The sequence below is a fragment of the Rhodococcus sp. ACT016 genome, from assembly GCF_050477185.1.
In the GTDB taxonomy this organism is placed as follows: domain Bacteria; phylum Actinomycetota; class Actinomycetes; order Mycobacteriales; family Mycobacteriaceae; genus Prescottella.
In genome coordinates, this window is the sequence record NZ_JBEAET010000001.1 from 983,299 (window position 1) to 1,007,737 (window position 24,439).

Sequence of the window (24,439 nt, forward strand, 5' to 3'; positions counted from 1 at the left end):
TGCTGTCCGCGCCTCGTCCGGGCCTATCGTGGGCGCATGAGCAGCACCCGGTGGCAGCGTGAACGTTCCGCGTCCGACTCCCGCGCCTACATCGAGCGGTTCGCGCGGCTCGAGGCCGAGGGGACGGACCTGCACGGCGAGGCCCGGGCCGTGGATGCGATGCTGCCGCGCGGCGCGCGTGTCCTCGACGCCGGCTGCGGCACTGGGCGCCTCGGGTCCGAACTGGCCCGACGCGGTCACCGCGTCACCGGCGTCGACCTGGACCCGGTGCTGGTGGCGGAGGCCCGCCAGCACTCGGAGTTGACGGTGCACGAGGCCGACCTGGCGACGCTCGATCTGCCGGGGGAGCGGTTCGACGCCGTCGTCGCGGCCGGCAACGTGATGATCTTCGTCGCGCGGGGGACCGAGCGGCAGGTGCTCGGGCGCCTCGCCGAGCACCTGGTGCCCGGCGGCCTGTTCGTCACCGGCTTCGCAACCGACTACGACTACACCGTCGACCAGTTCGACGCCGACCTCGCCGCGGTCGGGCTGGAGCGGGAGCACCGGTTCGCGACATGGGATCTGCGGCCGTGGCACGACGGTGCGGGCTGGGCGGTCACGGTGGCCCGCAAACCCGGGCGCTGACCGACAAGTCGGTTTCGGCTACCTTCTGTGCCGACAATTTCGTCGTCAGATCCCAGGGGGACATCCATGTCGGAGCCGACCTACAACCCGCCGTCGACGGGCGAGCCGTACGGGGGCCAGCCCAGCTACCCGCAGCAGCCGTACCCGAGCGCGCCGCAGTATCCGACCGGACCCGCGCCGGCACAGTACGGCGGGCAGCCGCCGGTGCCGCCGTCGAACGCCGGCTGGGCCGTCGCATCGATCATCTTCTTCTGGCCGCTCGCGTTCGCCACGTTCAACCACCTGCATTCGATCCTCCCCAGGTGGGCGATGGGTGACTACCAGGGCGCGCAGTACGCGTCGGACCGCGTCAAGACGCTCGGCAAGATCGCGCTGGGCATCGGCATCGGCCTGTTCGTGCTCTCGATCATCATGTGGTTCCTCATGGTCGCGGCGTTCGCGGCCGCGGTGGACGACGTCAGCACGGGCACGACCTACCAGTGGTGAACGACGGCGGTGGTCGGCTCCGGAGTGCGGCCGACCACCGCCGTCGAGGCGTGACGCCGTAGAATCCCTATACCGTGAGCCTTACCCTCGGAATCGTCGGACTTCCCAACGTCGGCAAGTCGACCCTTTTCAACGCGCTGACCAAGAACGACGTGCTCGCCGCGAACTACCCGTTCGCCACGATCGAGCCCAATGTCGGCCTGGTCGAGCTGCCGGATCCGCGGCTGAACAAGCTCGCCGAGATCTTCGGTTCCGAGCGCATCCTGCCCGCCACCGTGTCGTTCGTCGACATCGCCGGCATCGTCAAGGGCGCGTCCGAGGGCGCGGGCCTGGGCAACAAGTTCCTCGCCAACATCCGTGAGGCCGACGCCATCTGCCAGGTCGTCCGCGTGTTCGCCGACGACGACGTCGTGCACGTCGACGGTCGCGTCGATCCGGCGTCCGACATCGAGGTCATCGAGACCGAGCTCGTGATCGCGGACATGCAGTCCCTCGAGAAGGCGCTGCCGCGGCTCGAGAAGGAAGCGAAGAAGAACAAGGAACTCAAGCCGCAGCACGAGGAGGCGCTGAAGGCGCAGGAGATCCTCAACGAGGGCAAGACCCTGTTCAGCGCCAAGGACAAGCTGGACTTCGCCCTGCTGCGTGAGCTGCACCTGCTCACCACCAAGCCGTTCCTGTACGTCTTCAACGCCGACGAGTCGGTGCTCACCGACGAGGCCAAGGTCGCCGAGCTGCGCGCGTCCGTCGCCCCCGCCGACGCGGTGTTCCTCGACGCCAAGGTGGAGCACGAACTCCTCGAGCTCGACGAGGACGACCGCCAGGAGATGCTCGACTCCATCGGCCAGTCCGAGCCCGGCCTGCACGCACTCGCCCGCACCGGCTTCCACACCCTCGGCCTGCAGACCTACCTGACGGCCGGTCCGAAGGAAGCCCGCGCCTGGACGATCCACAAGGGCGACACCGCCCCGCAGGCCGCCGGCGTCATCCACACCGACTTCGAGCGCGGCTTCATCAAGGCCGAGATCGTCTCCTTCGACGACCTCGTCGAGGCCGGCTCCATGAACGCCGCCAAGGCCGCCGGCAAGGTGCGCATGGAGGGCAAGGAGTACATCATGCAGGACGGCGATGTCGTGGAGTTCCGCTTCAACGTGTAGAACGGGCTGAACTCCCGACAGATCAGGCGCTCACCGGTACGTTCTTCGTGCAGGTGAGCGCCTGATCTTTCACGTGCGTAGGGATGGTTCTTGCCACGCCTGACAGCGGTGAGGCGAATGAAGCGCGCCGCATTCGAATCGGTCGCGGTGCGTATCGGTGCTGTTCGAGCCCCGGTGAGTTACGGGACGTTGATGGTCCCGAACCCCGCGTTGACGAGAACCTGAAAGCCCCCCGGTGCCACGACCGAGCCGGCATCGGCCGTCGCGGCCAGAGTGCCTTCGCCGGTGACCGCCAGGGCAGGGGTGTATCGGCACCAATCGTCCGCTGTGCCGCGGCGGCTGTAGTCGATGGGCGTTCGTCGAAGCATTGTGGCTCCCGAGGTGCCCGTAGTCAGATTCAGCCATCTCACCGACAGATCCGGGCAGGAGTAGCCCAGTCGCGTGACTTGCGCAGTGAAGGTGACCTCGCCGGGTGTGCCGGTGCTTGCCCACGGCGTGATGGTAGTCAGATTCGGCAGGCAGACCCACATGGCGAGCGTGCATGCTGTGGCGAATCCGACCGGGACCGGGAACTCCGTCGTCGATGGCGGTGGTGGCGGACGCCATCACAGGTGTTCCGAGCACACCGAGGACGAACTGACGAGACTGCGCCGGCGATGGCCAGTCGACGATATGGAACACGGCGCATGGCATGGACCTCCGACGTGGAACCTGTCCCGACCGCTGCGGTGTCAGCGTATCTCGGGAGCGTTCGGTGCCGGAGCCTTACGCTGCGGCTTCCCGATTCGTCCGTTGGCGGCGCCACGCCCATGCGCAGAGTGCCTGCTCAGTCCGCCGACACCTGGGCCTCGATCCGAAGGTCGGGATACCAACTGCACCAGAGTATTCCGACCCGGGGGTCGCGGGATGAACCGGGGGCGGCCGAGAAGAATTGGGTGGCACTCGCTCGTGCAGGCAGCACGCCGTCGCCACGTTGTCGGTAACGATCTGCTAAGGCCTGTAGCCGAAGCTGCGCGTGGTGCGCCCGCTGTCATGAATGCTGCAGAGGTGACACTCGCCAAGCGAAGCTGTTCTGCCCTCTGGGTGGTGATGCTGTGTGTCGCAGGCTTGTTGGTCGCGGCCTCAGGAAGCAGTGGGGCCACACCGCAGCCGGGGTGGCGATACACGATGGTGGCGTTCAGCAACACCAGCGACCGCGACATGGATGTGTTCGAGTCGGGCGACGGCTCCCAGTTCCAGCTGGTCCAACCGTCGGCGTATCGGCCCCCGTCGGGACTTGTGCGTGATCCGAGCATCTTTCGGAACACGGACGGGCTGTACTACATCACGTACACGACGGGCGGCGGGGCGAGTATCGGCTTCGCGCGCAGCAGTGACCGCGTCAACTGGACGCATATGGGCAACCTTCCGGTCCCGTTCTGCTGCGCCCTCATGCCGGGGACGGGAGACGGCACGGGTTCGGCGAGCCTGCCCGGCTCCTCTGGTTCGGCGGGGTCGGCCGACGGGCCGTCGCTGTCGCCGTTCGTCACCAAGGCGTGGGCGCCTGAATGGTTCGTGGACGGTGACCGCGTCAACGTCATCCTGTCGATGTCGACCGGTGGGGGATTCGTGCCGTATCTGATGACGGCGCTGGAGCCATCGCTTCGGCAGTGGAGTCTGCCCGTTCCGCTCGCCGGTATCGGAGCCGACCACATCGACACCACCGTGGTCAAGGTGGGATCGACCTATCATGCGTTCACCAAGAACGAGACGACGAAGGTCGTCGAGCATGCGGTCGCCCCGTCGGCGACAGGTCCCTACTCCTTCGTCCCACCCGGAAACTGGGGCACGATGGTGGAGGGGCCAGCCGTTGTCCAGTTGCCGAACGGTGTTTGGCGGATCTACCTCGACGCGTACGCCGAAGGAAAGTATCTCTACTCCGACAGCACGGATGGGCTGGCTACCTGGTCGCCGGTGCAAGAGATTCCGGGCTTCTCGGGGAATGTGCGCCACTTCGGTGTGATGCGAGAGCCGGCATGACACCGATTCGATGGCAGGCGTCCGCTCAGCGCTCCGAAACGGGTGCCTCGCTCAACGTCCGTTGTGTGACGAACCGTCGCGGTTCCCCGACAGGGGGTCGGTGAATTCCAGTTCCCGGGCAAGCGGTTCGGGCAAGCGGTTGGAGTGGGTGGGCATGGTCATCACGAGGTCGGCCGTCGCGTGATCGAGTCGGCGGATCGGCGTCAGGTCCGGGTTGGCGAGTCGAGTCCGCAGTTGGACGAGCGCGGACTCGAGCAGATAGCGCCCGCCCGGCGTGGTCGGCAGGAACTGCGGATTGTCGATCACGACGAGATCGTCGTCGACGTGCTGGACCTCCTCCTGGAACGGCACCGGTTCCTCGACGGGGAGCGGTGAGGGCATCGGCGCCCGTCCCATCATCCACCGGCGCGGCCTCGGCCCCGCCGCGGGCTGCGTGCGATGGGTCAGACGACGAACGGGCGGATACTGCGACAACGGCCGAATGCCGATCGCAGTAACCGCCCGTTCGGAGTTGTCAGCTCAGCGCGAGCCGGTACACACCGTTCGTCGAGGCGTCCGAGAAGTAGAGGGTCTTGCCGTCCGGGCTGACGGCGAGACCGGTGAGTCCGGTCTTGCCGGTCTCGAACACCCGCAACTGCTTTCCGCTCCAGTCGAACTCGACGATGCGGCCCGATGCGTTGTCCGCGACGAACCACGAATTCGGTCCCGCGGCCAGTCCGGCCGGACGCTCGACAGCGCCGGCAGGCGTGGCGTCCTCGCGGGTTGCGTTCCACACGTACGAGTACTCGGACAGCGTCTCCATCGGGCGGATCCGCTTGTCCCCGGCCGCCGCTATGGCCGCGTGGTTGCCGCGGCGCTCCACCCAGGCATCGACGGTTGCGGGGTCGTCGCCGTCGCCCGGACCGTTCTCGATGTGGCTCCAGTCGATGACCCCGGGACCGTGCTCGCCGTGGCTGGCGGGGGAGTCGTTCCAGTTCGCGACCATCACCTCGGTGGTGCCGCTGTCGGGCTGGAACCGTCGGACGACACCGGCGCCGGTGTCGGCGTAGTACACCCAGCCATCGTGCTCGAACATGCCGCTCGGTACGGAGTCCACCCGCTGGTACGGCAGGTCGATGAAACGCGTGGTGGTGCCGTCGCCGTGGAAGCCGTTGCCCTCCTGGTGATCCCGGTTGAAGTCGACGCGCGCGACGTGACCCGGCCCCTGGCAGACGTTGGTGGCGTCGTGTGCTCCGCAGCCGTCCAGGATGAAGAATGCGTTGACCTGGTCGTGCAGGATACCGGTGCCGAGTGGGTTGCCGTGCAGCATGTCGAGGTGGCTGCCCTGGCGTGGCCACACGCAGCGCGCGGTCGCGTCCGACCAGTATTCGGACGGGCACTGGTTCTTCGGGGTGTCGTCCGGCGGGTCGTGGCTGATGCCGGGCTGCGGCCAGTCGTCCATGTAGTGCTTGCTCTGGCCGGCGAGCGCGAAGGTGGTGGTGGAGAACAGCGTCGGGCCCATGAAGTTGTTGCCCTTGAAGTGGGCGTTGCGCTCGGGTGCGAGCTTGAAGTCGATCCCGCGCACCTCGTTGTTCGAGTTGTTCGACACCGCGAAATACTGACCGTCGTCGGAGAAAGCGATGCCGGACGGACGCGCCGTGAAGTGCTCGCCGTAGCTGTCCTGCATCATGCGGGCCGAACCCGCGACAGCCGTGTCGATCACGGTGATGGAGTCGTTGCCCGCGTTGGTCACCCACAGTTCCGTGCTGTCGGGGCGGACCGCCAGCGAAGTCGGCGAGTCCAGAGCATCACCCACCACGATGGTCTCGACAGCGGCGTCCGACGGTCCCGTCGCGTCGGCCTCCGGTGACGAGCAACCGGACAACGCGAGCGCCACCGCCGCCGACAGTGCCGACGCCGCAAGCACCGAGCGACGCGGTCCACGGCCCAGACGGCCGAACCGACGATTCATTGCGTTCCTCTTCAATCCGATCGGCAGGCCGACGTGCGCGTCACGCCGCCCCCGAGCGGCGGTCATTCTGGCATATGAATGACCGTTAGGTCTCCTTTGTCCGGTGGGTGGGAGTGAACCGGCCCCTGCGCTTCAATGTCAGAACGGGATATTGCGCTGAACGGCGCGGCCCGGCGAGCGTAGGGAAAGCAGCGTGAAACCCGGTCGACAACGAGGACGAGGTGAAGCCTGACGGCATGGTGCTGCGCTGGCTCGCCCGGCACGGTGTGGTCGTGTCACCTGCGGCGGCGCGGGAGGTGCTGGCTTCTGTTGTGGAGCGGTTGAGTGTTCGCATGGGCCAGCGGATTACGGCGTGGGAAGTCGATCACGCGATTTGGCTTGATGCACGCGCCCGGGTGGTCATTCCGCATCCCGAGTAGGTATGCAATCAGTGTTTCCCACGGATTCACACTGAAGCGGACGCGACGGCGATCCGCGACAGCCTCGGTTCGCTGTCGTTCGGGTCGTAGGCGACGCGCCCACCGAACCCTGTTTTACGGTTCGGTGGCCGTCGTGGAGCGCAAAATGGCAGGTGAACAGCCAGACAGCTCACCCCGACAATTCACCCTGCAAAACGGCCCGATACGTCTGGTCTGCCAACTACTGTCTCCGGGACCCAACCACGGAACCCCAGGGGGAACGGAATGCGCAAGTCCATCGCTGCCGGCGTCGTTGCGGCAGCATCGGTCGGAGTCATCCTCGGGGGCACGGGAATTGCCTCCGCCGCATCCAAGACCGTCCCCGAAGGCTGGGGTATCTACAGCGTGAACAGCAAAATCCGACCCGGCACCTACGCCACAGAGGGTGGGCTCGACGGTAAGCAGACCTGCACCTGGGTTCGCGGAAAGGTCAGGCTGGCGCACATCGAGTCGATTGCGTCCGGCAAATCCACCGGCCCGACCACGGTGAAGATCGAAGACACCGACGACGTGTTCATCACCAACGGGTGCAGCGGGTGGAAGCTCGTAACCCCACAGGACGGGGGCTTCCTCCATTCCGGATCCCTGTCCGGCTCGCTCGACTTCGGCTCCCTGACAGACGGCCTGGTCGGCTCTCTGGAGGCTGGCGCTGCGGCGGGATCGCTCGGCGGCTCCCTCGGCGGGGCCCTCGCCACCGGTTCGCTCGTCAACGGATCGTCCCAGAACGGATCGTCTGGCTCCTGATTGCACAGCGGAGCGCGCCCCAACCGGTTTCGGTTGGGGCGCGCCGCTTTCAGAACAAGTAGCGGCCAGTTTCGGTGAGACGCCGACGTCATTCTCTCGCACTCACGATGGCGTCTGCTCAGCGCCGCGACACGGGCGCCTCGCTCAACGTCCGGTGGGTGACGAACCGTCGCGGCCTCCCCGATAGCGGATCGCTGAATTCCAGTTCCCGCGCCAGCAATTGGAGTGGGAGGGAATGATCGTCCGGCACCTCGGGCAGCAGGTCGGGATACCAGCGGTCGCCCAGGATCCCGACGCCGAGTGCGGCCAGATGCACCCGCAACTGGTGCATTCGTCCGGTGTGTGGACGCAGGATCGTGTGCAGCACAGCACGTCCGGAGGCGCTCACGCCGGTGCCACGCACCTCGACCACTGTCTCGGAGTTGGGCTCACGGGAGTCGTCGACGACGACCCGCAATTCGCCGCGCCGCGCCTCGATGTGGTTGCGGTAGACGACGGGAACGGCGCGCCCGGCAAGTGCCGGTGCGTCCGGGTCCCACCCGTGCGGTAGCGCCGACACCGCCTCGTAGACCTTCACGACCCGCCGCTTCTCGAACAGCGACTGATATGCACCGCGCGTCGCGGGACGGGCGGAGAACATCACCAGGCCGGCGGTCGCGCGGTCGAGTCGATGGATCGGTGTCAGGTCCGGGTTGTCGAGCCGGGTCCGCAGTCGGATGAGCGCGGACTCGCGCAGGTATCGCCCGCCCGGGGTGGTCGGCAGGAAGTGAGGCTTGTCGACCACGACGAGGTCGTCGTCTACGTGCAGGATCTCCTCGTCGAACGGGATCGGGTCCTCCACCGGCAGGTCGCGGTAGTACCAGACGAACTGGTGTGCGCCCAGCGCCGTCCCGCGGCTGATCGGGCTGCCGTCGGCGCCCACGATCTCGCCGGCGTCGAATCGCCGGTGCAGGTCGTCGGCGTCTATGTGGTCGAACCTCGTGACGACGTACTCGGCGATCGTCGCCCACGGCCCGGACGTCGGGACGCGCAATCGCGTCGGTCCGACCCCGTCCTTGACGGGCAGCGGTGAGGGCATCGGCATATGCGTCATCATCCCACCGGCCACCGGTTCGACCACGACGCGGGCCGCGACGAGACGTGGGTGACACTCTCGCGTGTGAACTAGCCGATCCGCAGAGAGACCGCAGCGGTCGGCAAGGATCTCAGCGAGAGGCCGGCGGCGCGCAATGTCGATACGCGAGGAGGTTCCGAGGCCCCAGTGGGCTGCGAAAAACCACTTTCGCTGCAACATGCAGCCTCGCTACCGTCATTCCGGAGAAAAGTTCGGAGGAAGCCATGCTCGAAGAACCGTGCACCGACGACCGATGTGCGGGGAAGGGGATCCCCGGTCGGGCGTGGGTCCTGCCCATCGTGGCCGCAGCCGTGATCCCGGGCGCAGTGGCCGCTGCAGTCGGGTACGGCCTGCCCGGTGCTGTCGCGGCCACAGCCCTGACCGGGGGTTGCATCGGCCTTGCAGCAGCACTACTGCGGGATCACTGAGATCGACATCGACATGACGAACGCCCCGGCTGGCGGCCGGGGCGTTCGTGTAGCTCGCTTCCCCCGAGCTACATCGCGAACTGTACGCGCACGGTCGGACAGTTCGGCCTGACGCTCCCAGCGCAAAGTCTGCAATAATTCGAATATTGCAAGACGCGCATAAATACGCGAACACGCAATCGTGTAATAATTGCAATTCCGACATGTGTTTCAATTCACAATGATAGATATTGAGAATTGAGCGTCGGAAAATTTAGGGTGCATTCGGAAGAAATGCAGATAGTGCGTTTCTTCCGTATCCCGTGTGGTATCTTGCCGCGCTCGACCAGAAGGAACTCTCATGGATCTCGATCAGATCATCGCCCTGCTCTCGGCACTCGGAGACTTCGGCAACCTGCTCTCCGGCATCGGCGCCGCGCTCAGCGGCGTGGTCGAATTCGGCGGCTCCGTCTCGCAGGTGGCGGGTCTGTCGTAGTAGGACTACTGCTTCGTTTCGTGTGGCGGGTACCTCGACGGTGCCCGCCACACGTGCACTCCGATCGGCGGTGCGTTCCGGTGCACCACTCAGGCGTTGCGACGGGAGCGAACGTCGGGCTCAGCTGACCGACGACGCGGCCCGGGCCTTCCACCACGACCAGACGGCGGTCACGATGATCGCGCCGGCGAGCGAGCCGATGATGCCGCTCGGGCGGAGGGCGAGGCCGTCACCGGATAGCAGGCTGACGAGCAGGCCGCCGACGAACGAGCCGCCGATGCCGGCGGCACACGCCAGGCCCCAGTCGACTCCGCCCTTGGATTTGCCGACGATGAACTGGGCGGCGGCACCGACGAGCAACCCGAACAGGATCATCCCGATGATCAGCATGGCCGGAGTATAGGCAGCAGAACGCGTCGCACGCCCGGTTTTTCCCCTCGGACACGCTGTTTCGTCCGCATCGACGGTGTATCGAACTCGGGTGATCCGAACTCTTGAACGCCCAGACCAGGCGCGGTCCACGCGGTCGTCGAACGTCGGGCGGTTCGTTGACGGCCGGGTCGACGGCACCCAGGATTCGGGCATGACCTTCGGCAGCGTCGAGACCCAGGCACACCAGCACGCCATCGTGGCCTGCTGCGCGTGTGCACCCTGTTCGCGCTCCTGTTGATGTCGTCGGCCCGCCTGAACTGAGCGGGCCCCTTCCTCTCGTCTCACCCGCTGGTCGTCCCGACCGGACTCGGGTTTCTCGTGCACTCCTCACGTACGTATCGGAGGTTTCCATGCGTCGTTCGACGCGAACACGTTTCGTCCTCGCCGCCGTGACGGCCGTCGCAGCGCTGACGGTCGGCGCCTGCAGCAGTTCCGGCGCGGCGGAGCCGTCCGACACCGCCGGCAACGCCGCATCCGGTGTCACGCTCCGCATCGGCGACCAGGTCAAGAGCACCCAGTCGCTGCTCGAGGCGGCCGGGGAGCTGGACGGTCTCGACTACGGCATCGAGTGGTCCACGTTCGAGGCCGGACCGCCACTGCTGGAGGCGTTGGGCGCCAACAAGATCGACGCCGGCGGCACCGGCGACGTCCCGCCGGTCTTCGCGCAGGCCAACGGCAACTCCGGGCGCATCGTCGCGGTGCAGGCACGCACCGGCACCAACGACTTCCTGCTGGTGCCGGCGAACTCGACGGCGTCGTCCATCGCCGACCTGAAGGGCAAGAAGATCGCGGTCACGCAGGGGTCGAGTTCGCACGGCTTGCTGCTGGGTCTGCTCGATCAGGCGCATCTGCCGGTGTCGGACTTCCAGTTCCAGTTCCTGAGCCCTGCGGACGCGTTGAGCGCGTTCACCGCCGGGCAGGTCGACGCGTGGGCGGTGTGGAACCCGTATGCCACCGTCGGAAAGGACAATGCGGGTGCCAAGGTGATCGCCGACGGCAGTGAGGTCACCACCGGCCAGTCGTACTTCTCGGCCTCCTCGGATGCCTTGGCGGATCCGGCGAAGTCGGCAGCGCTGGCCGACTTCTTCCAGCGACTGGCACGCGCCCAGGTGTGGGCCGATGCCCATCCCGAGGCCTGGGTGCCGATCTTCGCGAAACTGACCAAGCTTCCGCAGGGCGTGGCCGCGGCGTCGTTCGACACGTCGAAGGGTTCGTATGTTCCCATCGACGACCAGCGGATCGGGAAGCAGCAGAAGCTGATCGACCTGTTCGCCGCTGCCGGGCTGCTGAAGCAGGCCCCGGTCGCCGGCGACTGGTTCGACGCCCGGTTCAACGAGCAGATCCGGGCGGTCGCGAAATGACCGCGCTCCTGGCGAAGGACGTCCCGACGGTAGCCGCGGTCGACGACGCCGCGCCGAGGCGGACGCCGCGGCCGCGACGCTCCTGGAAGCCCTTGCTGCGCTTGATCTCCCCGCTCGTGTTGCTGGTGCTGTGGCAGGTGCTCAGCTCCGCCGGTGTGGTGTCGGACAAGACGCTCGCCTCGCCGGCGCAGGTGGTCTCGGCGGCGGCCGAGCTGTGGTCGGACGGCAGTCTGCAGGACGCGCTGGCGGTGTCGGTGCAGCGGGTGTTGTTCGGAGTGGTGCTCGGGATCGCGGTCGCGGTGCTGCTCGGGGTGCTGGCCGGGTTCTCCCGGATCGTGGAACTCGCGATCGACCCGCCGATCCAGATGCTGCGGACGGTGCCCTTCCTCGGGCTGATCCCGCTGTTCATCCTCTGGTTCGGGATCGGCGAGCAGCCCAAGGTGTTCCTGGTGGCACTCGGCGTGATGTTCCCGCTGTATCTGAACCTGTTCGCCGGGATCCGCAGCATCGACGGCAAGCTCATCGAGGCTGCGGAAACATTGGGGCTGAGCAAGTTCCAGCTCGCCACCCACGTGATCCTGCCGGGTGCACTGCCGCAGGCGCTGACCGGCCTGCGGTTGTCGCTCGGCGTGGCGTGGCTGGCGCTGATCGTCGCCGAGCAGATCAACGCCGACGCGGGCCTCGGCTACCTCGTCAACAACGCCCGCATCTACTTCCGCATCGACATCGTCATCTTCGGCCTGCTCGTCTACGCGTTCCTCGGTCTCGCGACCGACGCGCTCGTGCGGGCCCTCGAGGGAAGGCTGCTGACATGGCGCAAGACGTACCAGGGCGCGTGAGCGACGACGTCGTCGTCGGCCGCGGCGTGCGACGAGTCTTCGGATCCGACGTCGTGCTCGACGGCATCGACCTGACGCTGCGGCGCGGGGAGATCGTGGCGCTGGTGGGCCGCAGCGGATCCGGCAAGTCGACGCTGCTGCGCACCATCGCGGGTCTCGACCGCGGACACGAGGGCCGCATCGACGTCGACGGCTCGGTGGCCGTCGCGTTCCAGGAGCCGCGGCTGCTGCCCTGGAAGCGCGTGCACCGCAACGTCTCCCTCGGACTGTCGAACTCCGACGGCAAGCGGCGGGCGATCGAGGCACTCGCCGAGGTGAACCTCGGGCACCGAGTCGACGCCTGGCCGCTGACACTGTCCGGCGGCGAGGCGCAGCGCGTGTCCCTCGCCCGCGCATTGGTCCGGGAACCGGACCTGCTGCTGCTCGACGAGCCGTTCGGCGCGCTCGACGCGCTCACGCGGATCACCGCCTACGACTTGCTGATCCGGCTGTGGCGGCGGCACGGGTTCGCCGTCCTGCTCGTCACCCACGACGTGGAGGAGGCGGTGCTGCTCGCGGACCGGGTGCTGGTGCTCGACCACGGCACCATCGCGCACGACGTCGCGGTGACGACGCCGCGTCCGCGGCTGCGGGCCGACCCCGACGTCGTCGCGCTGCGCAAGGAAGTTCTCGCTCATCTCGGTGTACTCGAAGGGATTTCAGCATGACCCTGCACTTTCACTGGTATCTGCCCACGTCCGGCGACGGGCGAGAGGTGATCGGTGCGCTCGAACCGCGAGAGGCGTCGGGACGGGCCTCCGAGTTCCGGCCCGCGTCGCTCGACTACCTGTCGCTCGTGGCGCGGACCGCCGAGCAACTCGGCTTCGAGGCGGTGCTGACACCGACCGGAACCTGGTGCCCCGACGCGTGGATCACGACGGCGGCGCTGATCCGAGAGACCCGCACACTGAAGTTCCTGGTCGCGTTCCGGCCGGGGCTGATCACCCCGACCCTCGCCGCGCAGCAGGCCGCCGCCTTCCAGGAGCTCTCGGGCGGACGGTTGCTGCTCAACATCGTCACCGGCGGTGACGCCGAGGAGCAGCGCCGGTTCGGCGACTTCCTCACCAAGGAGGAGCGGTACGAGCGGACGGGGGAGTTCCTCGATATCGTGCGCGGAGCCTGGGGCGCGGCGCCCTACGACCACGCCGGGAAGTACTACACCGTCGAGGGTGCGGCGGCGTTCCCCACGCCGACTCCGGCGCCGCGGATCTTCTTCGGCGGGGCCAGCGAGCCCGCGCTCGACGTCGCCGCGAAGCACGTCGACACCTATCTCACGTGGACCGAGCCGCCGGCGCGGGTCGGTGCGCTGATCGACGACGTGCGCCGCCGCGCCGCCGCCCACGGCCGGACACTGAGCTTCGGCATCCGCGCGCACGTGATCGCTCGGGACACCTCCGAGGAGGCGTGGGCGGAGGCCGACAAGCTCGTCGCCCGGATGAGCCCCGCGCAGATCGAACTGGCGCGGACCAGGTTGGCGCAGAGCGAGTCGGAGGGCCAGCGTCGCCAGCTCGGGCTCAGCGCCGACCTGCGGAAGCTCGAGGTGTACCCAGGGCTGTGGGCCGGCTACGGGCTGGTTCGCGGCGGCGCGGGGACCGCGCTCGTCGGCAGCCACGCTGAGTTGGCGTCGCTCATCCAGGAGTACGCGGCGGTGGGCGTCGAGCACTTCGTGCTCTCGGGCCAGCCGCACATCGAGGAGGCCTACTGGTTCGGGGAGGGGGTGCGGCCCATCCTGTCCCGGCAGGGGCTGCTCCAGGCCGCCTGAGCGCACGCCGGAAAACCGTTTGTCGGCCGCCGGGGTCGGTCGTATCGTGACGGTGATTTGCTGTCCGAACGATCGAAGGAGTCGGTCCGGTCATGGATCCGATCACCGAACGCGACATCAGAGCGTCGTTCGTCAACTGCTCCAAGGGTGATGCCAAGCGTCTGCCCGCCCCGCGTGACCTCGACGACCGTCCCTGGGACGACCTGGACTTCCTCGGTTGGACGGACCAGTCGTTCCCTGGCCGCGGTTACCTGGTCGTGCCCCGGGAGGACGGGTTGGTCGGGATCGCGATGCGGTTCGAACCGAACGGATCTGGCAAGTCGCAGATGTGCGTGATCTGCATGACCACGCACACCCGCGGCAACGTCGCCCTCATGGCCGCCAACAAGGTGGGCGAGTCCGGACGTGCCGGGAATACGGTGGGCATCTACATGTGCATCGACCTCGCGTGCTCGCTGTACGCGCGCGGCAAGAAGCGGCCCGCGCTCGGCAGCAGGTACCGCGAGGATCTCTCCGAGGACGAGAAGATCGAGCGGGTCCAGGAGAACCTGAACGCCTTCGTCGAGCGGCTGTACGGCTGAACCCAGGACAGCCGCTCGCGAACGGGTGATTATCGGAGCAATCGTCGCGAGGCGACTCCGATAGTCACCCGTCGGTAGGCCGACGGTCAGACCATTTCGGGCACGTGCAGGTGCGCGATCGCGAGCTCGAACTCGCATACCTCCAGCAACTCGGCTCCGGCCTCGCTGAGGAAAGCGGTCCGGCCCGTTTCGGACTGCTCGCGACTGGCCCGCATCTGTTCGACGCTGTCGAAGGTCACCGAGGACACGGCCCGCCCGGCCGAGTGGTCGACCATCAGGCTCGCGCTACAGAATCCGTCGAGGCCTTCCATCGCGGGCAACCTCAGCTTGAACGCATCGACAGCGTGCATCATCTTGCCGGGATCGACCTTGAACCAGGTCGCGCGGACCGCGGCGCCGAGGTGCGACGTGTGGTCGCGGTGCAGGGCTTCGATGTCCCACCGCTCGACGTGCGAGGTGCCGTGGAAGACCTCCGTGGCCTGATCTCGAAGGTGTATGGCGGGTGCTTCGCTCGCGCGGAGGGTCTCCTCGTCCCTCCACGAACTGGTGGCGATGCAGCGCCCGGAGTCGCGGTCGACCAGTAGTGACAGCCCGGCGCTGCCCTCGATGTCGGCGAGCGCCGGCATCACGGTGTCACGGATGTGCTTGATTCCGGCGTCGATGAACGAGGGATGCGCCTGAATAGTCGTAGAACGCGCGTACACGATCAACTTCCTTTGTTCGAGGCGGCGCCCCGGTGGCGCCACCGGTCCCGTTCCTCACCTCACTTTCCTCTCGTTGGTCGGGGCATGGCAATGGCGCTTCGGACGTTGTGGCCCGGCGAGGGCTGTCAGCCGGGTAGCGCCAGACCGAAGTCGACGCTGCCGTCGGGGTTGACGTCGTAGACCTCGATGCCGTCCTCGACGTTGGCCTGGTCCGTCCCCGTCGAGACCGCGATCTTGTTGCACGAGTTGCGCATCATGTCGATCACAAGTTCCATCGCCTCGGCGGGGGAGAAGTGCGCGCGTACATCCGACGCGACCCGCGGATCCAGGTGCCCGGGCTGCCACGTGAGGGCGTCGGCCAACTCGAGCGCCGCCTTGTGTCGCGGTGACAGGTCGCTGCGACGGAAGTCGTCGATCGCGTCGTAGAGGCTCTCGTCGCCGCCGGACACCATGGCGGTGCGGTTGCGCAGCGACTTGCACAGTCGGCAGTTGTGCTGACGTGCCTGGTACAGCCGCACCACCTCGGTCGTGACCGGGTCGAGCTCACGCACGCGGGCGACCTCGACCAGCGTGCGCTGGATCAGCGGCCACGGCTCACCGGTGGTGTCCCAGACGGTCGGGATTGTCCACGCAGGCTCGGACGCCTCGAAGAGCGCGTCGAGTCCGGCCCGCACGCGCGGGACCCAGTCGGCTACGTAGAGCGCCTGCACGAACGTGCCGGTCCGGTCCCCGAGCGTCGTCGCCAGTTCGGTCCGCATGCTGTCGTCGATCTCGGATACGTCGACGCAGAACTGCTCGGCGAAGGCGAGCGCCGCCGGTGGGGCCACCGCCGACGCCGCGGACTCGGGAGCCGGCAGCGGGGGCAGCGACAGGGTCCGCGCGCACGCCTGCCGGACCTGTGCGGCAAGTGGGCCGTCACCGAGAGCCGGCACGAGCGCGACGAGGCGGTCGAGCGTGGCCGCGACCGCGGGGGCGAATCGGCGCAGCGCCGATGCGCCGCTCTCATTGGTCCAGTCCGTCACTGCCACCACCGTCCTTTCGAGTACGACAACGTCGTTCTCCATTGAACTGCAACGAACGATTATTCGTTTGCTTTGTCCCGGTATCGCCATACGGTTGTGGTACCAACCATTTTCGGACGCGACGCGGGCGAACCCCGCGCGGACGTCCACGACCGGAGAAGGACAGTGACCCCCACCGAGCACGGCCACAACCTGCTGAACTTTGCCAGCCACCTCGACGACGGAACCCTCGCGCAGGCCCGTCAGACCGCGTCCATGCCGTTCGTGTACCCGCACGTGGCACTGATGCCCGACGCCCACGCCGGCAAGGGGTCGGCGGTCGGGACGGTGATCCCCACCCGCGGTGCGGTCATCCCGGCGGCGGTCGGCGTCGACATCGGATGCGGAATGATCGCTGCCCGAACGCAGTTCACCTTCGCGGATGTCGAGCGTGCGGAGCGGGCGGGCCGGACGCTGCATGCGCTGCGGTTGCGGATCGAACACGCGATCCCGCTGTCCCCGGGCCACTACAACCTCACCGCGTCGCTCGGAAAGTGGTTCGCGGAGCCCAAGATCGCCGAGCTCGAGGAGCGGGCCGCCAAGGACGGCGTCGACCTGTCGCATTCCCCGAAGTGGCGCGAGCAGCTCGGCTCCCTGGGCGGCGGCAACCACTTCATCGAGCTGTGTCTCGACGAGCAGGATCGGGTCTGGCTGTTCCTGCACTCCGGCAGCCGGGGTGTGGGGAACAAGATCGCGCAGAAGCACATTGCGATAGCCCAGAAGCTGTGCCGAACTTGGCACATCGACCTGCCGAACCGGGATCTGGCCTACCTGGCGGAGGGTGCGCCCGAGTTCTGGGCGTACATCCGGGAACTGCGGTGGGCACAGCGATTCGCGCTGCTGAACCGGGCCGAGATGATGGACCGCTTCAGCAAGCTGTTCGGTGAGTGGATCGGCGCCCCGGTGGTCGAGGCCGAGCGAATTAATTGTCACCATAACTACACCGAGCAGGAGGAGCACTACGGCGAGAAGGTCTGGCTCACTCGCAAGGGGGCGGTCAACGCGCACCAGGGTGTGGCGGCCGTGATCCCGGGGTCCATGGGTACCAGGTCCTACGTGGTCAGCGGCAAGGGCGACGCGCGAGGGTTGTGCTCCGCCCCGCACGGCGCCGGCCGCCGGTTCTCCCGGACACAGGCACGCAAGCGGTTCACGGTCGATGACCTGGCCCGGCGGATGAAGGGAATCGAGTACCGGCACGGAGCCGAGTGGATCGACGAGATCCCCGACGCCTACAAGGACATCGACGTGGTGATGCACGACGCCCAGGATCTCGTGGACATCCGACACGAGCTACGGCAGATCCTCAACGTCAAGGGCACCTAGAGTCCGTCTCCCCGGCGAACGGGCCACCTCTCCTACGGTCGACACCCGTGGGCGCATAGAGGTGGCCCGTTCCGCCTACTGTGGAAGACCGCAGTGTGTCGCAATACGGCCGCGTGCCGCGACGGAGTCGGGCGAGACGATCGCAAGGCCCGCCATCCCGGTACCGACCGTCGTGCCGTCCATCTGTTCGGAGAAGGAGCGGTAGGAGGCGATCAACGCGTCGACGTCGGGTTGGAGTGCTGCCGGAGCGAGAGGCCGGATCTCGGTCAGAGTGTCGGCTTGGTAGGTGGCGACGGTGACCAGTCCGTCGTCATCGGAGATGGTTTCGACCTTTTCCCCCATCTCGCGCAGCCGGGTGCAGAAGTCACCGGTTCGTGGCGCAGCCGGAAGGTCCTGTGCCACGGGTACTGCGGATACCGATGAGCCCGCGGGCGCGGGTTCGGTCGGGGCCGGCTGCGAATCGCAGGCCGTCAGGGCAAACGCAAAGGAGACACCCACGAGCGTCACCCCAGCAGTTCGGAAACTACGCACGATCACACAACCTCCCTGTCGAATTAGACTGACAATCTAACTGGCCCGTCCGAAGGAATCCACCCCCTGATATGACCGGTTCGAACAAACGCCGCTACCGCTCCCAGATCCAGCGTGGAGAGGCCGCGCCCGCGATCATCGCCGCCGCCACCCGGCTCTTCGCGGAGCGAGGGTATCCGGGAACGTCGATCGAGGACATCGCCCGCGCAGCCGCGGTCGCTCGACCGACAGTGTTCACGGCGGTGGGCGCGAAGCCCGTGATCTTCCGCGCCGTGTTGGAGGCGGCGGTCGCAGGACCGGATCCGGTCATCCCGGTACTGGACCAGGAGTGGACGCGGGAAATGGGCGAGGAACCCGACCCTCGGAGGATGCTCGCGCTCCTGGCCCACCGCGTGCGGGTGATCGGCGAGCGGATCTCGGAGCTGTACTGGGCGGCGGAGGTTGCGGCACAGTACGACCCGGCGGTCCGGGACGTCTGGGACTCGATCGAGAGCGGGCGGCTCGGCATCGGAGATCTCCTCGGCGCGGCCCTCGCGGGTCGGGGGAGCCTCCGACCCGAATACGACGCGCGGGAAGCCGCCGCGGTCATCACGACCATCGCGTCGCCGGCGTCCTGGCGCGCCTTGGTCAGGGACCGTGGATGGACTCCGGACCGGTTCGAGAGCTGGGCACGGGAGAGTCTCTGCCTCCTGCTACTCCCGGAACAGCTCAGCGCCGCTGGATGAGAACGCGGACCGGAACGGCGCAGACCCCGACGTGGCCCGGCGGATGGACGGAATCGAGTGCTGGCATGGTGTCGAGTGGGTCGACGAGATCCCCGACGCCTACAAGGACATCGGGGTGGTGATGGACGACGCCCGGGATCTCGTGGACATCCGGCACGCGTTGCGGCAGATCCTCGATGTCAAGGGGACATAGCCGCCGCAAACTGGGCTGAAGCGGAGCCTGTCGCCGAAGTTACGCGCTGAAATTGAACGAGCTGCCGAAGTCCAGGAGGCTATCGATAATCAGCGGCGGGAACAGCGAGATGAGGTTGAGGTTCATCGTGGACCTTTCCAGGGCAATGACCGGTCGACTGAGCGTTATCCGACCGAAATATAGCCCAGCGAGGTCCTCGAACAGGGCGATTTGCCGAAAGAGGCCTGGACGCTCGTCCAAGAGCGCTGTGGTGCAGGTCAGGCCGTGCGGGCGAGGAGCGCGTCGAGCGCGGCAAAGCTCGCGTTCATGCCCTCCGCCATGCCGGACTGCGCCATGGCGTCGCGGTCCTCGGCGGTCATGAAGATCGAGTCGGTCACCACCTTGGTGCGGCCGTCGCCGAGGTCGATGAACTCCATCGTCTCGATGCATACATGAGCCGGCATGCCGTCCCACTCGAAGGACCACGTGATCCGGTCCAGCGGTGTGACATCGCGGAATCGGCCCTCGAAGCCGTCCACGCCGCCGTCGTGGTGCTCGACGAACCGCCAGTGCCCGCCGCGTTCGAGTTCCCATTTCTCGACGTCGAGCGGGTTGATCTTCTCCGTTCGTCTCCACCGGTTCACTGAACGTGGCGAGTCCTGCGCCACGGGTCGAATGGTGTTTGGTTCAGTAGGGAAGCGTTGTGTCGGTGAGCTTTTCGGCCACCGCCCACAGCGACGACGCCAGATCGACGCCCCGTGAACTGCGCGGCTGCTCGCAGCGCCGGGTCGGCCCGACCAGGCCCATGCGCCCACCCGGTCCGTAGTACCCGCCCTGGGCGGCATCCGGGCTGGTCGCGGCGAACAGCAGCGGCTCCACGCCTTGGTGGACGTCCTGCGACGGCAGAATCGTGCGATCGCTCCCGGAGAACATGCCGTGGCGCTGCCTGTCCCGGCCGAGGCTCGCCCCGGCGGTCTGCAGGTTGGTACGGGTGTAACCGGGGTGCGCGTACGTGCTGAGCAGGTTCCAGTCGCGTTCGACGGCGACGCGGGCGAGGTGCTGTGCCATGAGCATGTCGGCGAGCTTGGACTGGGCGTAGCTCAGCGCGGGGCTGTAGTGGTGCGTCGAGTGCAGGTCGCGGAAGTTGATGCGGCCGTAGTGCGCGGCGGCGCTGGTCATGGTGGCCACCCGTGGCGCGGGTGCGTCCAACAGCAGCGGCAGTAGCAGATTGGTGAGGGCGAACGGTCCGAGGAAGTTGCTGCCGAACTGTAATTCGAAGCCGTCGACCGTCTCGAAGCGCTCGGGCGGGGACATCACCCCGGCGTTGTTGACCAGCAGGTCGAGTGGGCGTCCGTCGTCGAGGAAGCCGGCCGCGAACTCGCGCACCGACCCGAGGTCGGCGAGGTCGATGCGGCGGATCTCGAGCTGCGCACCGGGGTTCCCGTGCAGGATCTCCGCGCACGCGGCCTCGCCCTTGCTCGGTGTCCGGCAGGCCATCACGATGTGCGCTCCCGCGGCGGCGATCCGGCGGGTGGCTTCTTTCCCAGTGCCGCTGTTGGCGCCGGTGACGACGACGTATCGGCCCGTCATGTCGGGAACCTGATACATGGGAACCCCCTCGGCGATTTCGACGATGCGCGGGTCCGTGCCCGTCCCAATCTACCGCCGGACCGGCCGCGTTCCCGACGGTTGAGGCCGCATCGTCGTACGCTCGCGATCGGCGGACGACGAGTCCTCCGCGCCGCCACGGTCTATCCCGACAGAGCATGCCTCGACGATCGACGACCGGAAGGACGAACCGAACATGCAGAAGATCACCCCGTGCCTGTGGTTCGACACCGAGGGGGAGGAGGCCGCGAACTTCTACGTCTCGGTGTTCAAGAATTCGAAGATCCTGAACATCTCGCGCTACGGCCCCGGGATGCACCGACCCGAGGGACTCGCGCTCACCGTGGAGTTCGAGTTGGACGGGCAGGCATTCACGATCCTCAACGGCGGCCCGGAGTACTCGTTCGACGAGGCGATCTCCTTCCAGATCAGCTGCGCCGACCAGGCCGAGGTCGACGAGTACTGGTCGCAGTTGACCACCGGCGGCGGGGAGGAGGGCCGGTGCGGCTGGCTCAAGGACCGCTGGGGAGTGTCGTGGCAGGTCATTCCCGCGCAGTTGGGCTCCTACGTCGGCGGGCCCGACCCGGACGGCGCGCAGCGTGCCACGCAGGCGATGCTCGAGATGCGCAAGTTGGACATCGACGTCATCCGCGCGGCCTACGAACGTGCCTGACCGGTTTGGCCGGCATGTGATCCGTGGGGTTCGCTGTTCCCATGGGATTCAGCCGTGCCGAACTCGAGTCGTTCCGTGACGCCGAAGTGCCCGACCTGATCGGTCCGGGCTGCCGCCTGCTGTTCGTGGGAATCAACCCGGGACTGTGGACGGCCGCCACCGGCGCGCACTTCGCGCGGCCGGGCAACCGCTTCTACCCGGCGCTGCTGCGTGCCGGGATCGTCGACCGTGCGATCGACCCCACCGCGGGGATGTCGGAGGACGATCGGGATCTGCTCGTGTCGCGCGGCGTCGGCATCACCAATCTTGTTGCGCGCGCGACCGCGCGGGCCGACGAGCTGACGGCCGACGAACTGCGCGCCGGCGGCCTGCACCTGCGCCGCCTCGTTGCGGAACTGCGCCCGTGGGTAGTGGCGGTTGCCGGCATCACCGCGTACCGAGCCGCATTCGGTGTGCGCAAGGCCGTGAAGGGGCGCCAGCCGGAGGATTTCGAGGGCGCCGAACTCTGGGTCGTGCCCAACCCCAGCGGACTCAACGCCCACGACACCGTCGACACGTTGGCCGCGGCGTATCGCGCGGCCGCCGTCGAGGCCGGTGTGATCGCGGGCTGAGTCGACGCCGGTCGACGACCTCCTCGACCGTTCCGATCACACCGAACGGTTCGTGCGGGCACACTCGGAGCATGACGGAGACCAGGTCTGCCCGTTGGCGTGGGGCGTTGTCGTACACGATGATGTGCCTGCTCGCGGTTGCATTCGGGCTGGTCGCGGCGCCGCGATCCGACGCCGCGGTGGACGCGCTGATCTTCTCGGGGACCTCGGATCAGGTGATCACGGTCTACGCTCCGAACGCTGAATCCACCGTCGCCGAGCTGGCGGCGTGGGAGCGCAAGGCCGACGGCCGGTGGCGGCCGGTGACGGCGCCCGTCGTCGCGCAGGTCGGTGCCCAGGGAATCGGCAGCACCGACGAGTTCTCGGCGCGAACGCCGGCGGGGGTGTTCCCGATGGCGGAGTCCTTCGGGCGGTTGCCCGATCCGGGCACCGCGCTGCCGTATTTTCAGACCGACGGCCAGGATTGGTGGGATTCGAACCCGGTCTCGCCCACCTACAACACGCATGTCCGACAGGCCGTCAGCCCGGGCGGACTCAGCGAGAACCTCTACGACGAGGGCGCGGTCTACGACTACGCGGCGGTGATCGGCTACAACACGGCCCGCACTCCGGGCGCGGGCTCGGCGATCTTCCTGCACGTCACCAATGGACTTCCCACCGCGGGTTGCGTGGCGATCGACGGTGACGCCCTTGCGTCGATACTCCGTGCACTCGACCCGGCGAAGCGTCCGGTGATCGCGATCGGCGTGGGAAACGCGCCGACACCGTGAGTCGGGCCGGTTCGTCCACGGCACCGCGGGGGCGCGCGGGCCGTGAATGAATCCGGTTCCACGCTTCCGCTGTTCGCGACCAGTCCGGTCGCGGCGGTGGTGCTCGCAGTGGCGTTCCTGGCCTTCCTGTTCTCCGAGTTCAGGATCGGCCTCACACATCCGGACGCGGGATCGTCGCAAGACGCATGGACGGGTGCCGTGGTCGGGGTCGGGTTGACGACGGTGTACCTGGGTGGTGCGGCGGTGAGCGTCCTGTGCTCGGCGACCGTCATCACCACCGGCGCGTGGTGGTACTTCTGGGGCGGACTCGTGGTGGCCGCGACGGGTCAGGCGCTGCGTCTGCGCGCGGTCGACCAACTCGGCGAGTCGTTCTCGTTCCGGCTGCAGACCGCCACGGGGCAGCGGGTCGTCGACACCGGACTCTACCGCCGAATCCGGCACCCGTCGTACACGGGTGCACTCGTGTGCGCGTTCGGATTCACTGTCGCATATACCAATTGGGTATCTCCGCTGACGGTGCTCGCGCTCGCCGCGGCGTACGTGATTCGCATCCCCCACGAGGAACGGGTCCTCGTACAGGGGCTGGGTGAGGAGTACCGCCAGTACATGCAGCGGACCAAACGGCTGATTCCATTCGTGCTGTGAGCGACCGTCGCCGGCATCGGCCGCCGCTGTCACCGTCGGCGCGGGAACAACGAATCACTCACATAGTGAGGACCATTCGATACCGCGCACGCCCTTCGTCCATGGCGGCATAGGCTTCCGCGGCATCAGCCAGGGAACGCTCCTCGATCTGCGCGCGCACGCCGGACAGTAGCGCGAACTGCATCGTCTCCTCGACGTCACGGGCGGTGCCGGATGGATGGCCGGTCACGCTCACCCCGGGGGTGATCAGCTGCAGGGGACTGATCGGCAGCGGATCGGGCGTGACGCCGATGACGACGAGTTCGCCCCGTGGATGCAGTCCGCCGATCGTGTCGGCCATCGCTTTCGAGTTCGCGGCGGTCGCCAGTACCACCGCGACGCCACCGAGTGCCTGGAGAGCCTGGCTGACGTCGCTCGCGGTGGAATCGACGTAGTGGTGGGCGCCGAGTCGGAGCGCGTCGTCGGCCTTGTCGGCGCCGCGGGCGATGGCGACCGTCTCGAAACCCATCGCCCGGGCGAACTGGACACCGAGGTGCCCGAGGCCACCGACACCGAGGACGGCCACGCGGTCACCGGCGCGCGCCCTGGTCTTCCGGAGCGCGTCGAATGTCGTGACGCCGGCGCAACTCATGGGGCCGGCCTCGGCGAAGGAGAGCCCGTCCGGGATCCGGGCGAGGGCATTGACGGGTGCCGTCACCGACTCGGCGTAACCACCGGGGTAGTGCCAGCTCGGCACCTGCATGTTCTCGCAGTGGATGAAGATCCCCTTGCGGCAGGGGATGCACTTGTTGCAGTGACCGCCGAACCACCCGACGGCGACGCGGTCGCCGACGGCGAAGTTGTCGACGCCGGCGCCGAGTTCGGCTATCGTTCCGGCGATTTCGTGCCCCGGCGTGAGCGGCCAGGACATGTCGGGAAATCCGCCGTTGACGAATCCGTGGTCGGTGCCGCAGATTCCGCACGCGGCGACAGCGATGCGAACGTGTCCGGGTCCCGGTGACGTCGTTTCGACGTCGACCAGTTTCAACGTTTCGCCGGGGGCCTGGACGTGCACTGCGCGATGGGTCGACATCAGCTTCCTCGCTCCGGTAAGTGGCGATGGGCGATCCCGGCCTCCAGTCAAACCCTTCGGCGAAGCCCTTGGCAAGA

29 protein-coding genes and 2 pseudogenes are annotated in these 24,439 nt (G+C 67.5%); 20 read left to right on the top strand and 11 right to left on the bottom strand.

Annotated elements, in window-relative coordinates; genetic code table 11:
* Positions 1 to 36 precede the first annotated feature (36 nt).
* The 3 genes from ACQ5DX_RS04680 to ychF all read left to right on the top strand — a co-directional run bounded on the left by ACQ5DX_RS04680 (position 37) and on the right by ychF (position 2,264).
* Entirely contained in the window at positions 37 to 624 is a 588-nt protein-coding gene (locus tag ACQ5DX_RS04680; RefSeq protein WP_430331511.1) for a class I SAM-dependent methyltransferase, read from the top strand.
* A 66-nt stretch (positions 625 to 690) separates the two neighbouring features.
* Positions 691 to 1,110 carry a CD225/dispanin family protein gene (locus tag ACQ5DX_RS04685; RefSeq protein WP_430331512.1) on the top strand — a complete coding sequence of 140 codons (420 nt, stop codon included), beginning with the start codon at positions 691 to 693 and terminating at the stop codon, positions 1,108 to 1,110.
* Positions 1,111 to 1,184: 74 nt separating this feature from the next.
* Positions 1,185 to 2,264, top strand: coding sequence for a redox-regulated ATPase YchF (gene ychF, locus ACQ5DX_RS04690; RefSeq protein WP_430331513.1), 1,080 nt, complete (start codon positions 1,185 to 1,187; stop codon positions 2,262 to 2,264).
* A 179-nt stretch (positions 2,265 to 2,443) separates the two neighbouring features.
* Here the strand turns inward: ychF and ACQ5DX_RS04695 are convergent, their stop codons facing one another.
* A complete protein-coding gene (locus tag ACQ5DX_RS04695) occupies positions 2,444 to 2,632 on the bottom strand; it encodes a hypothetical protein (RefSeq protein ID WP_430331514.1) in 189 nt (62 codons plus the stop codon).
* A 664-nt stretch (positions 2,633 to 3,296) separates the two neighbouring features.
* Here ACQ5DX_RS04695 and ACQ5DX_RS04700 point away from each other — a divergent pair.
* On the top strand, positions 3,297 to 4,283 hold the full coding sequence (locus ACQ5DX_RS04700) for a glycoside hydrolase family 43 protein (protein WP_430331515.1): 987 nt from the start codon (positions 3,297 to 3,299) through the stop codon (positions 4,281 to 4,283).
* Positions 4,284 to 4,442: 159 nt separating this feature from the next.
* Here ACQ5DX_RS04700 and ACQ5DX_RS04705 read toward each other — a convergent pair.
* Together ACQ5DX_RS04705 and ACQ5DX_RS04710 are read right to left on the bottom strand one after the other, a co-directional pair.
* A pseudogene (locus ACQ5DX_RS04705) lies at positions 4,443 to 4,652 on the bottom strand (pseudouridine synthase); the annotation flags it as partial.
* Between the two features lie 145 nt (positions 4,653 to 4,797).
* Complete coding sequence (locus ACQ5DX_RS04710) at positions 4,798 to 6,234, bottom strand: SMP-30/gluconolactonase/LRE family protein (protein ID WP_430331516.1); 1,437 nt, start codon at positions 6,232 to 6,234, stop codon at positions 4,798 to 4,800.
* Between the two features lie 221 nt (positions 6,235 to 6,455).
* On the opposite strand from ACQ5DX_RS04710, the gene ACQ5DX_RS04715 reads away from it, so the two are divergent.
* The gene (locus ACQ5DX_RS04715) at positions 6,456 to 6,653 is read left to right on the top strand and encodes a hypothetical protein (protein ID WP_430331517.1); all 198 of its coding nucleotides are present in this window, start codon (positions 6,456 to 6,458) and stop codon (positions 6,651 to 6,653) included.
* A gap of 264 nt (positions 6,654 to 6,917) precedes the next feature.
* Positions 6,918 to 7,436: a hypothetical protein gene (locus ACQ5DX_RS04720; RefSeq protein WP_430331518.1), complete on the top strand. Its 519-nt coding sequence runs from the start codon at positions 6,918 to 6,920 to the stop codon at positions 7,434 to 7,436.
* 118 nt (positions 7,437 to 7,554) lie between these two features.
* Here the strand turns inward: ACQ5DX_RS04720 and ACQ5DX_RS04725 are convergent, their stop codons facing one another.
* Positions 7,555 to 8,532 (bottom strand): pseudouridine synthase, encoded by a 978-nt coding sequence (locus ACQ5DX_RS04725; protein ID WP_430335546.1) that lies wholly within the window; start codon positions 8,530 to 8,532, stop codon positions 7,555 to 7,557.
* A 242-nt stretch (positions 8,533 to 8,774) separates the two neighbouring features.
* On the opposite strand from ACQ5DX_RS04725, the gene ACQ5DX_RS04730 reads away from it, so the two are divergent.
* Both ACQ5DX_RS04730 and ACQ5DX_RS04735 read left to right on the top strand, forming a co-directional pair.
* The gene (locus ACQ5DX_RS04730) at positions 8,775 to 8,978 is read left to right on the top strand and encodes a hypothetical protein (protein WP_430331519.1); all 204 of its coding nucleotides are present in this window, start codon (positions 8,775 to 8,777) and stop codon (positions 8,976 to 8,978) included.
* Positions 8,979 to 9,318: 340 nt separating this feature from the next.
* A complete protein-coding gene (locus ACQ5DX_RS04735; RefSeq protein ID WP_430331520.1) occupies positions 9,319 to 9,453 on the top strand; it encodes a hypothetical protein in 135 nt (44 codons plus the stop codon).
* Positions 9,454 to 9,573: 120 nt separating this feature from the next.
* On the opposite strand, the gene ACQ5DX_RS04740 is transcribed toward ACQ5DX_RS04735, so the two are convergent.
* On the bottom strand, positions 9,574 to 9,843 hold the full coding sequence (locus ACQ5DX_RS04740) for a GlsB/YeaQ/YmgE family stress response membrane protein (protein WP_430331521.1): 270 nt from the start codon (positions 9,841 to 9,843) through the stop codon (positions 9,574 to 9,576).
* Positions 9,844 to 10,235: 392 nt separating this feature from the next.
* Between ACQ5DX_RS04740 and ACQ5DX_RS04745 the strand changes: the two genes are divergently transcribed.
* The 5 genes from ACQ5DX_RS04745 (at position 10,236) to ACQ5DX_RS04765 (ending at position 14,467) form a co-directional block, all read left to right on the top strand.
* Positions 10,236 to 11,246, top strand: coding sequence for an ABC transporter substrate-binding protein (locus ACQ5DX_RS04745; RefSeq protein ID WP_430331522.1), 1,011 nt, complete (start codon positions 10,236 to 10,238; stop codon positions 11,244 to 11,246).
* The gene (locus tag ACQ5DX_RS04750) at positions 11,243 to 12,085 is read left to right on the top strand and encodes an ABC transporter permease (RefSeq protein ID WP_430331523.1); all 843 of its coding nucleotides are present in this window, start codon (positions 11,243 to 11,245) and stop codon (positions 12,083 to 12,085) included. Before ACQ5DX_RS04745 ends, ACQ5DX_RS04750 begins: the two co-directional genes overlap by 4 nt.
* Positions 12,058 to 12,792 (top strand): ABC transporter ATP-binding protein, encoded by a 735-nt coding sequence (locus ACQ5DX_RS04755; protein ID WP_430331524.1) that lies wholly within the window; start codon positions 12,058 to 12,060, stop codon positions 12,790 to 12,792. The genes ACQ5DX_RS04750 and ACQ5DX_RS04755 overlap by 28 nt, the downstream gene beginning before the upstream one ends.
* Positions 12,789 to 13,886 (top strand): LLM class flavin-dependent oxidoreductase, encoded by a 1,098-nt coding sequence (locus ACQ5DX_RS04760; RefSeq protein WP_430331525.1) that lies wholly within the window; start codon positions 12,789 to 12,791, stop codon positions 13,884 to 13,886. The genes ACQ5DX_RS04755 and ACQ5DX_RS04760 overlap by 4 nt, the downstream gene beginning before the upstream one ends.
* Before the next feature lie 92 nt (positions 13,887 to 13,978).
* A complete protein-coding gene (locus ACQ5DX_RS04765; protein WP_430331526.1) occupies positions 13,979 to 14,467 on the top strand; it encodes an FBP domain-containing protein in 489 nt (162 codons plus the stop codon).
* An 86-nt stretch (positions 14,468 to 14,553) separates the two neighbouring features.
* Here ACQ5DX_RS04765 and ACQ5DX_RS04770 read toward each other — a convergent pair whose 3' ends face one another.
* Positions 14,554 to 15,171 (bottom strand): hypothetical protein, encoded by a 618-nt coding sequence (locus tag ACQ5DX_RS04770; RefSeq protein WP_430331527.1) that lies wholly within the window; start codon positions 15,169 to 15,171, stop codon positions 14,554 to 14,556.
* A gap of 125 nt (positions 15,172 to 15,296) precedes the next feature.
* On the bottom strand, positions 15,297 to 16,199 hold the full coding sequence (locus ACQ5DX_RS04775) for a carboxymuconolactone decarboxylase family protein (RefSeq protein WP_430331528.1): 903 nt from the start codon (positions 16,197 to 16,199) through the stop codon (positions 15,297 to 15,299).
* A gap of 159 nt (positions 16,200 to 16,358) precedes the next feature.
* Between ACQ5DX_RS04775 and ACQ5DX_RS04780 the strand changes: the two genes are divergently transcribed.
* On the top strand, positions 16,359 to 17,555 hold the full coding sequence (locus tag ACQ5DX_RS04780; protein ID WP_430331529.1) for an RtcB family protein: 1,197 nt from the start codon (positions 16,359 to 16,361) through the stop codon (positions 17,553 to 17,555).
* Between the two features lie 75 nt (positions 17,556 to 17,630).
* On the opposite strand, the gene ACQ5DX_RS04785 is transcribed toward ACQ5DX_RS04780, so the two are convergent.
* On the bottom strand, positions 17,631 to 17,957 hold the full coding sequence (locus tag ACQ5DX_RS04785) for a hypothetical protein (protein WP_430331530.1): 327 nt from the start codon (positions 17,955 to 17,957) through the stop codon (positions 17,631 to 17,633).
* A 200-nt stretch (positions 17,958 to 18,157) separates the two neighbouring features.
* On the opposite strand from ACQ5DX_RS04785, the gene ACQ5DX_RS04790 reads away from it, so the two are divergent.
* Positions 18,158 to 18,811: a TetR/AcrR family transcriptional regulator gene (locus tag ACQ5DX_RS04790; RefSeq protein WP_430331531.1), complete on the top strand. Its 654-nt coding sequence runs from the start codon at positions 18,158 to 18,160 to the stop codon at positions 18,809 to 18,811.
* A 10-nt stretch (positions 18,812 to 18,821) separates the two neighbouring features.
* Positions 18,822 to 19,004, top strand: a pseudogene (locus ACQ5DX_RS04795) (RtcB family protein); the annotation flags it as partial.
* Between the two features lie 257 nt (positions 19,005 to 19,261).
* On the opposite strand, the gene ACQ5DX_RS04800 reads toward ACQ5DX_RS04795, so the two are convergent.
* Both ACQ5DX_RS04800 and ACQ5DX_RS04805 read right to left on the bottom strand, forming a co-directional pair.
* Positions 19,262 to 19,651, bottom strand: a complete 390-nt coding sequence (locus tag ACQ5DX_RS04800; protein ID WP_430331532.1) for an SRPBCC domain-containing protein — start codon at positions 19,649 to 19,651, stop codon at positions 19,262 to 19,264.
* Positions 19,652 to 19,670: 19 nt separating this feature from the next.
* Positions 19,671 to 20,591 carry an SDR family oxidoreductase gene (locus tag ACQ5DX_RS04805; protein ID WP_430331533.1) on the bottom strand — a complete coding sequence of 307 codons (921 nt, stop codon included), beginning with the start codon at positions 20,589 to 20,591 and terminating at the stop codon, positions 19,671 to 19,673.
* A gap of 196 nt (positions 20,592 to 20,787) precedes the next feature.
* Here ACQ5DX_RS04805 and ACQ5DX_RS04810 point away from each other — a divergent pair, with 196 nt between their 5' ends.
* The 4 genes from ACQ5DX_RS04810 (at position 20,788) to ACQ5DX_RS04825 (ending at position 23,290) form a co-directional block, all read left to right on the top strand.
* Complete coding sequence (locus ACQ5DX_RS04810) at positions 20,788 to 21,264, top strand: VOC family protein (protein WP_430331534.1); 477 nt, start codon at positions 20,788 to 20,790, stop codon at positions 21,262 to 21,264.
* Between the two features lie 41 nt (positions 21,265 to 21,305).
* Positions 21,306 to 21,875, top strand: coding sequence for a mismatch-specific DNA-glycosylase (locus ACQ5DX_RS04815; protein ID WP_430331535.1), 570 nt, complete (start codon positions 21,306 to 21,308; stop codon positions 21,873 to 21,875).
* Positions 21,876 to 21,946: 71 nt separating this feature from the next.
* Positions 21,947 to 22,645, top strand: coding sequence for a L,D-transpeptidase family protein (locus ACQ5DX_RS04820; protein ID WP_430331536.1), 699 nt, complete (start codon positions 21,947 to 21,949; stop codon positions 22,643 to 22,645).
* A gap of 42 nt (positions 22,646 to 22,687) precedes the next feature.
* A complete protein-coding gene (locus ACQ5DX_RS04825) occupies positions 22,688 to 23,290 on the top strand; it encodes a methyltransferase family protein (protein WP_430331537.1) in 603 nt (200 codons plus the stop codon).
* A gap of 58 nt (positions 23,291 to 23,348) precedes the next feature.
* Here ACQ5DX_RS04825 and ACQ5DX_RS04830 read toward each other — a convergent pair whose 3' ends face one another.
* Positions 23,349 to 24,362 (bottom strand): alcohol dehydrogenase catalytic domain-containing protein, encoded by a 1,014-nt coding sequence (locus ACQ5DX_RS04830; RefSeq protein ID WP_430331538.1) that lies wholly within the window; start codon positions 24,360 to 24,362, stop codon positions 23,349 to 23,351.
* Positions 24,363 to 24,439: the final 77 nt, after the last annotated feature.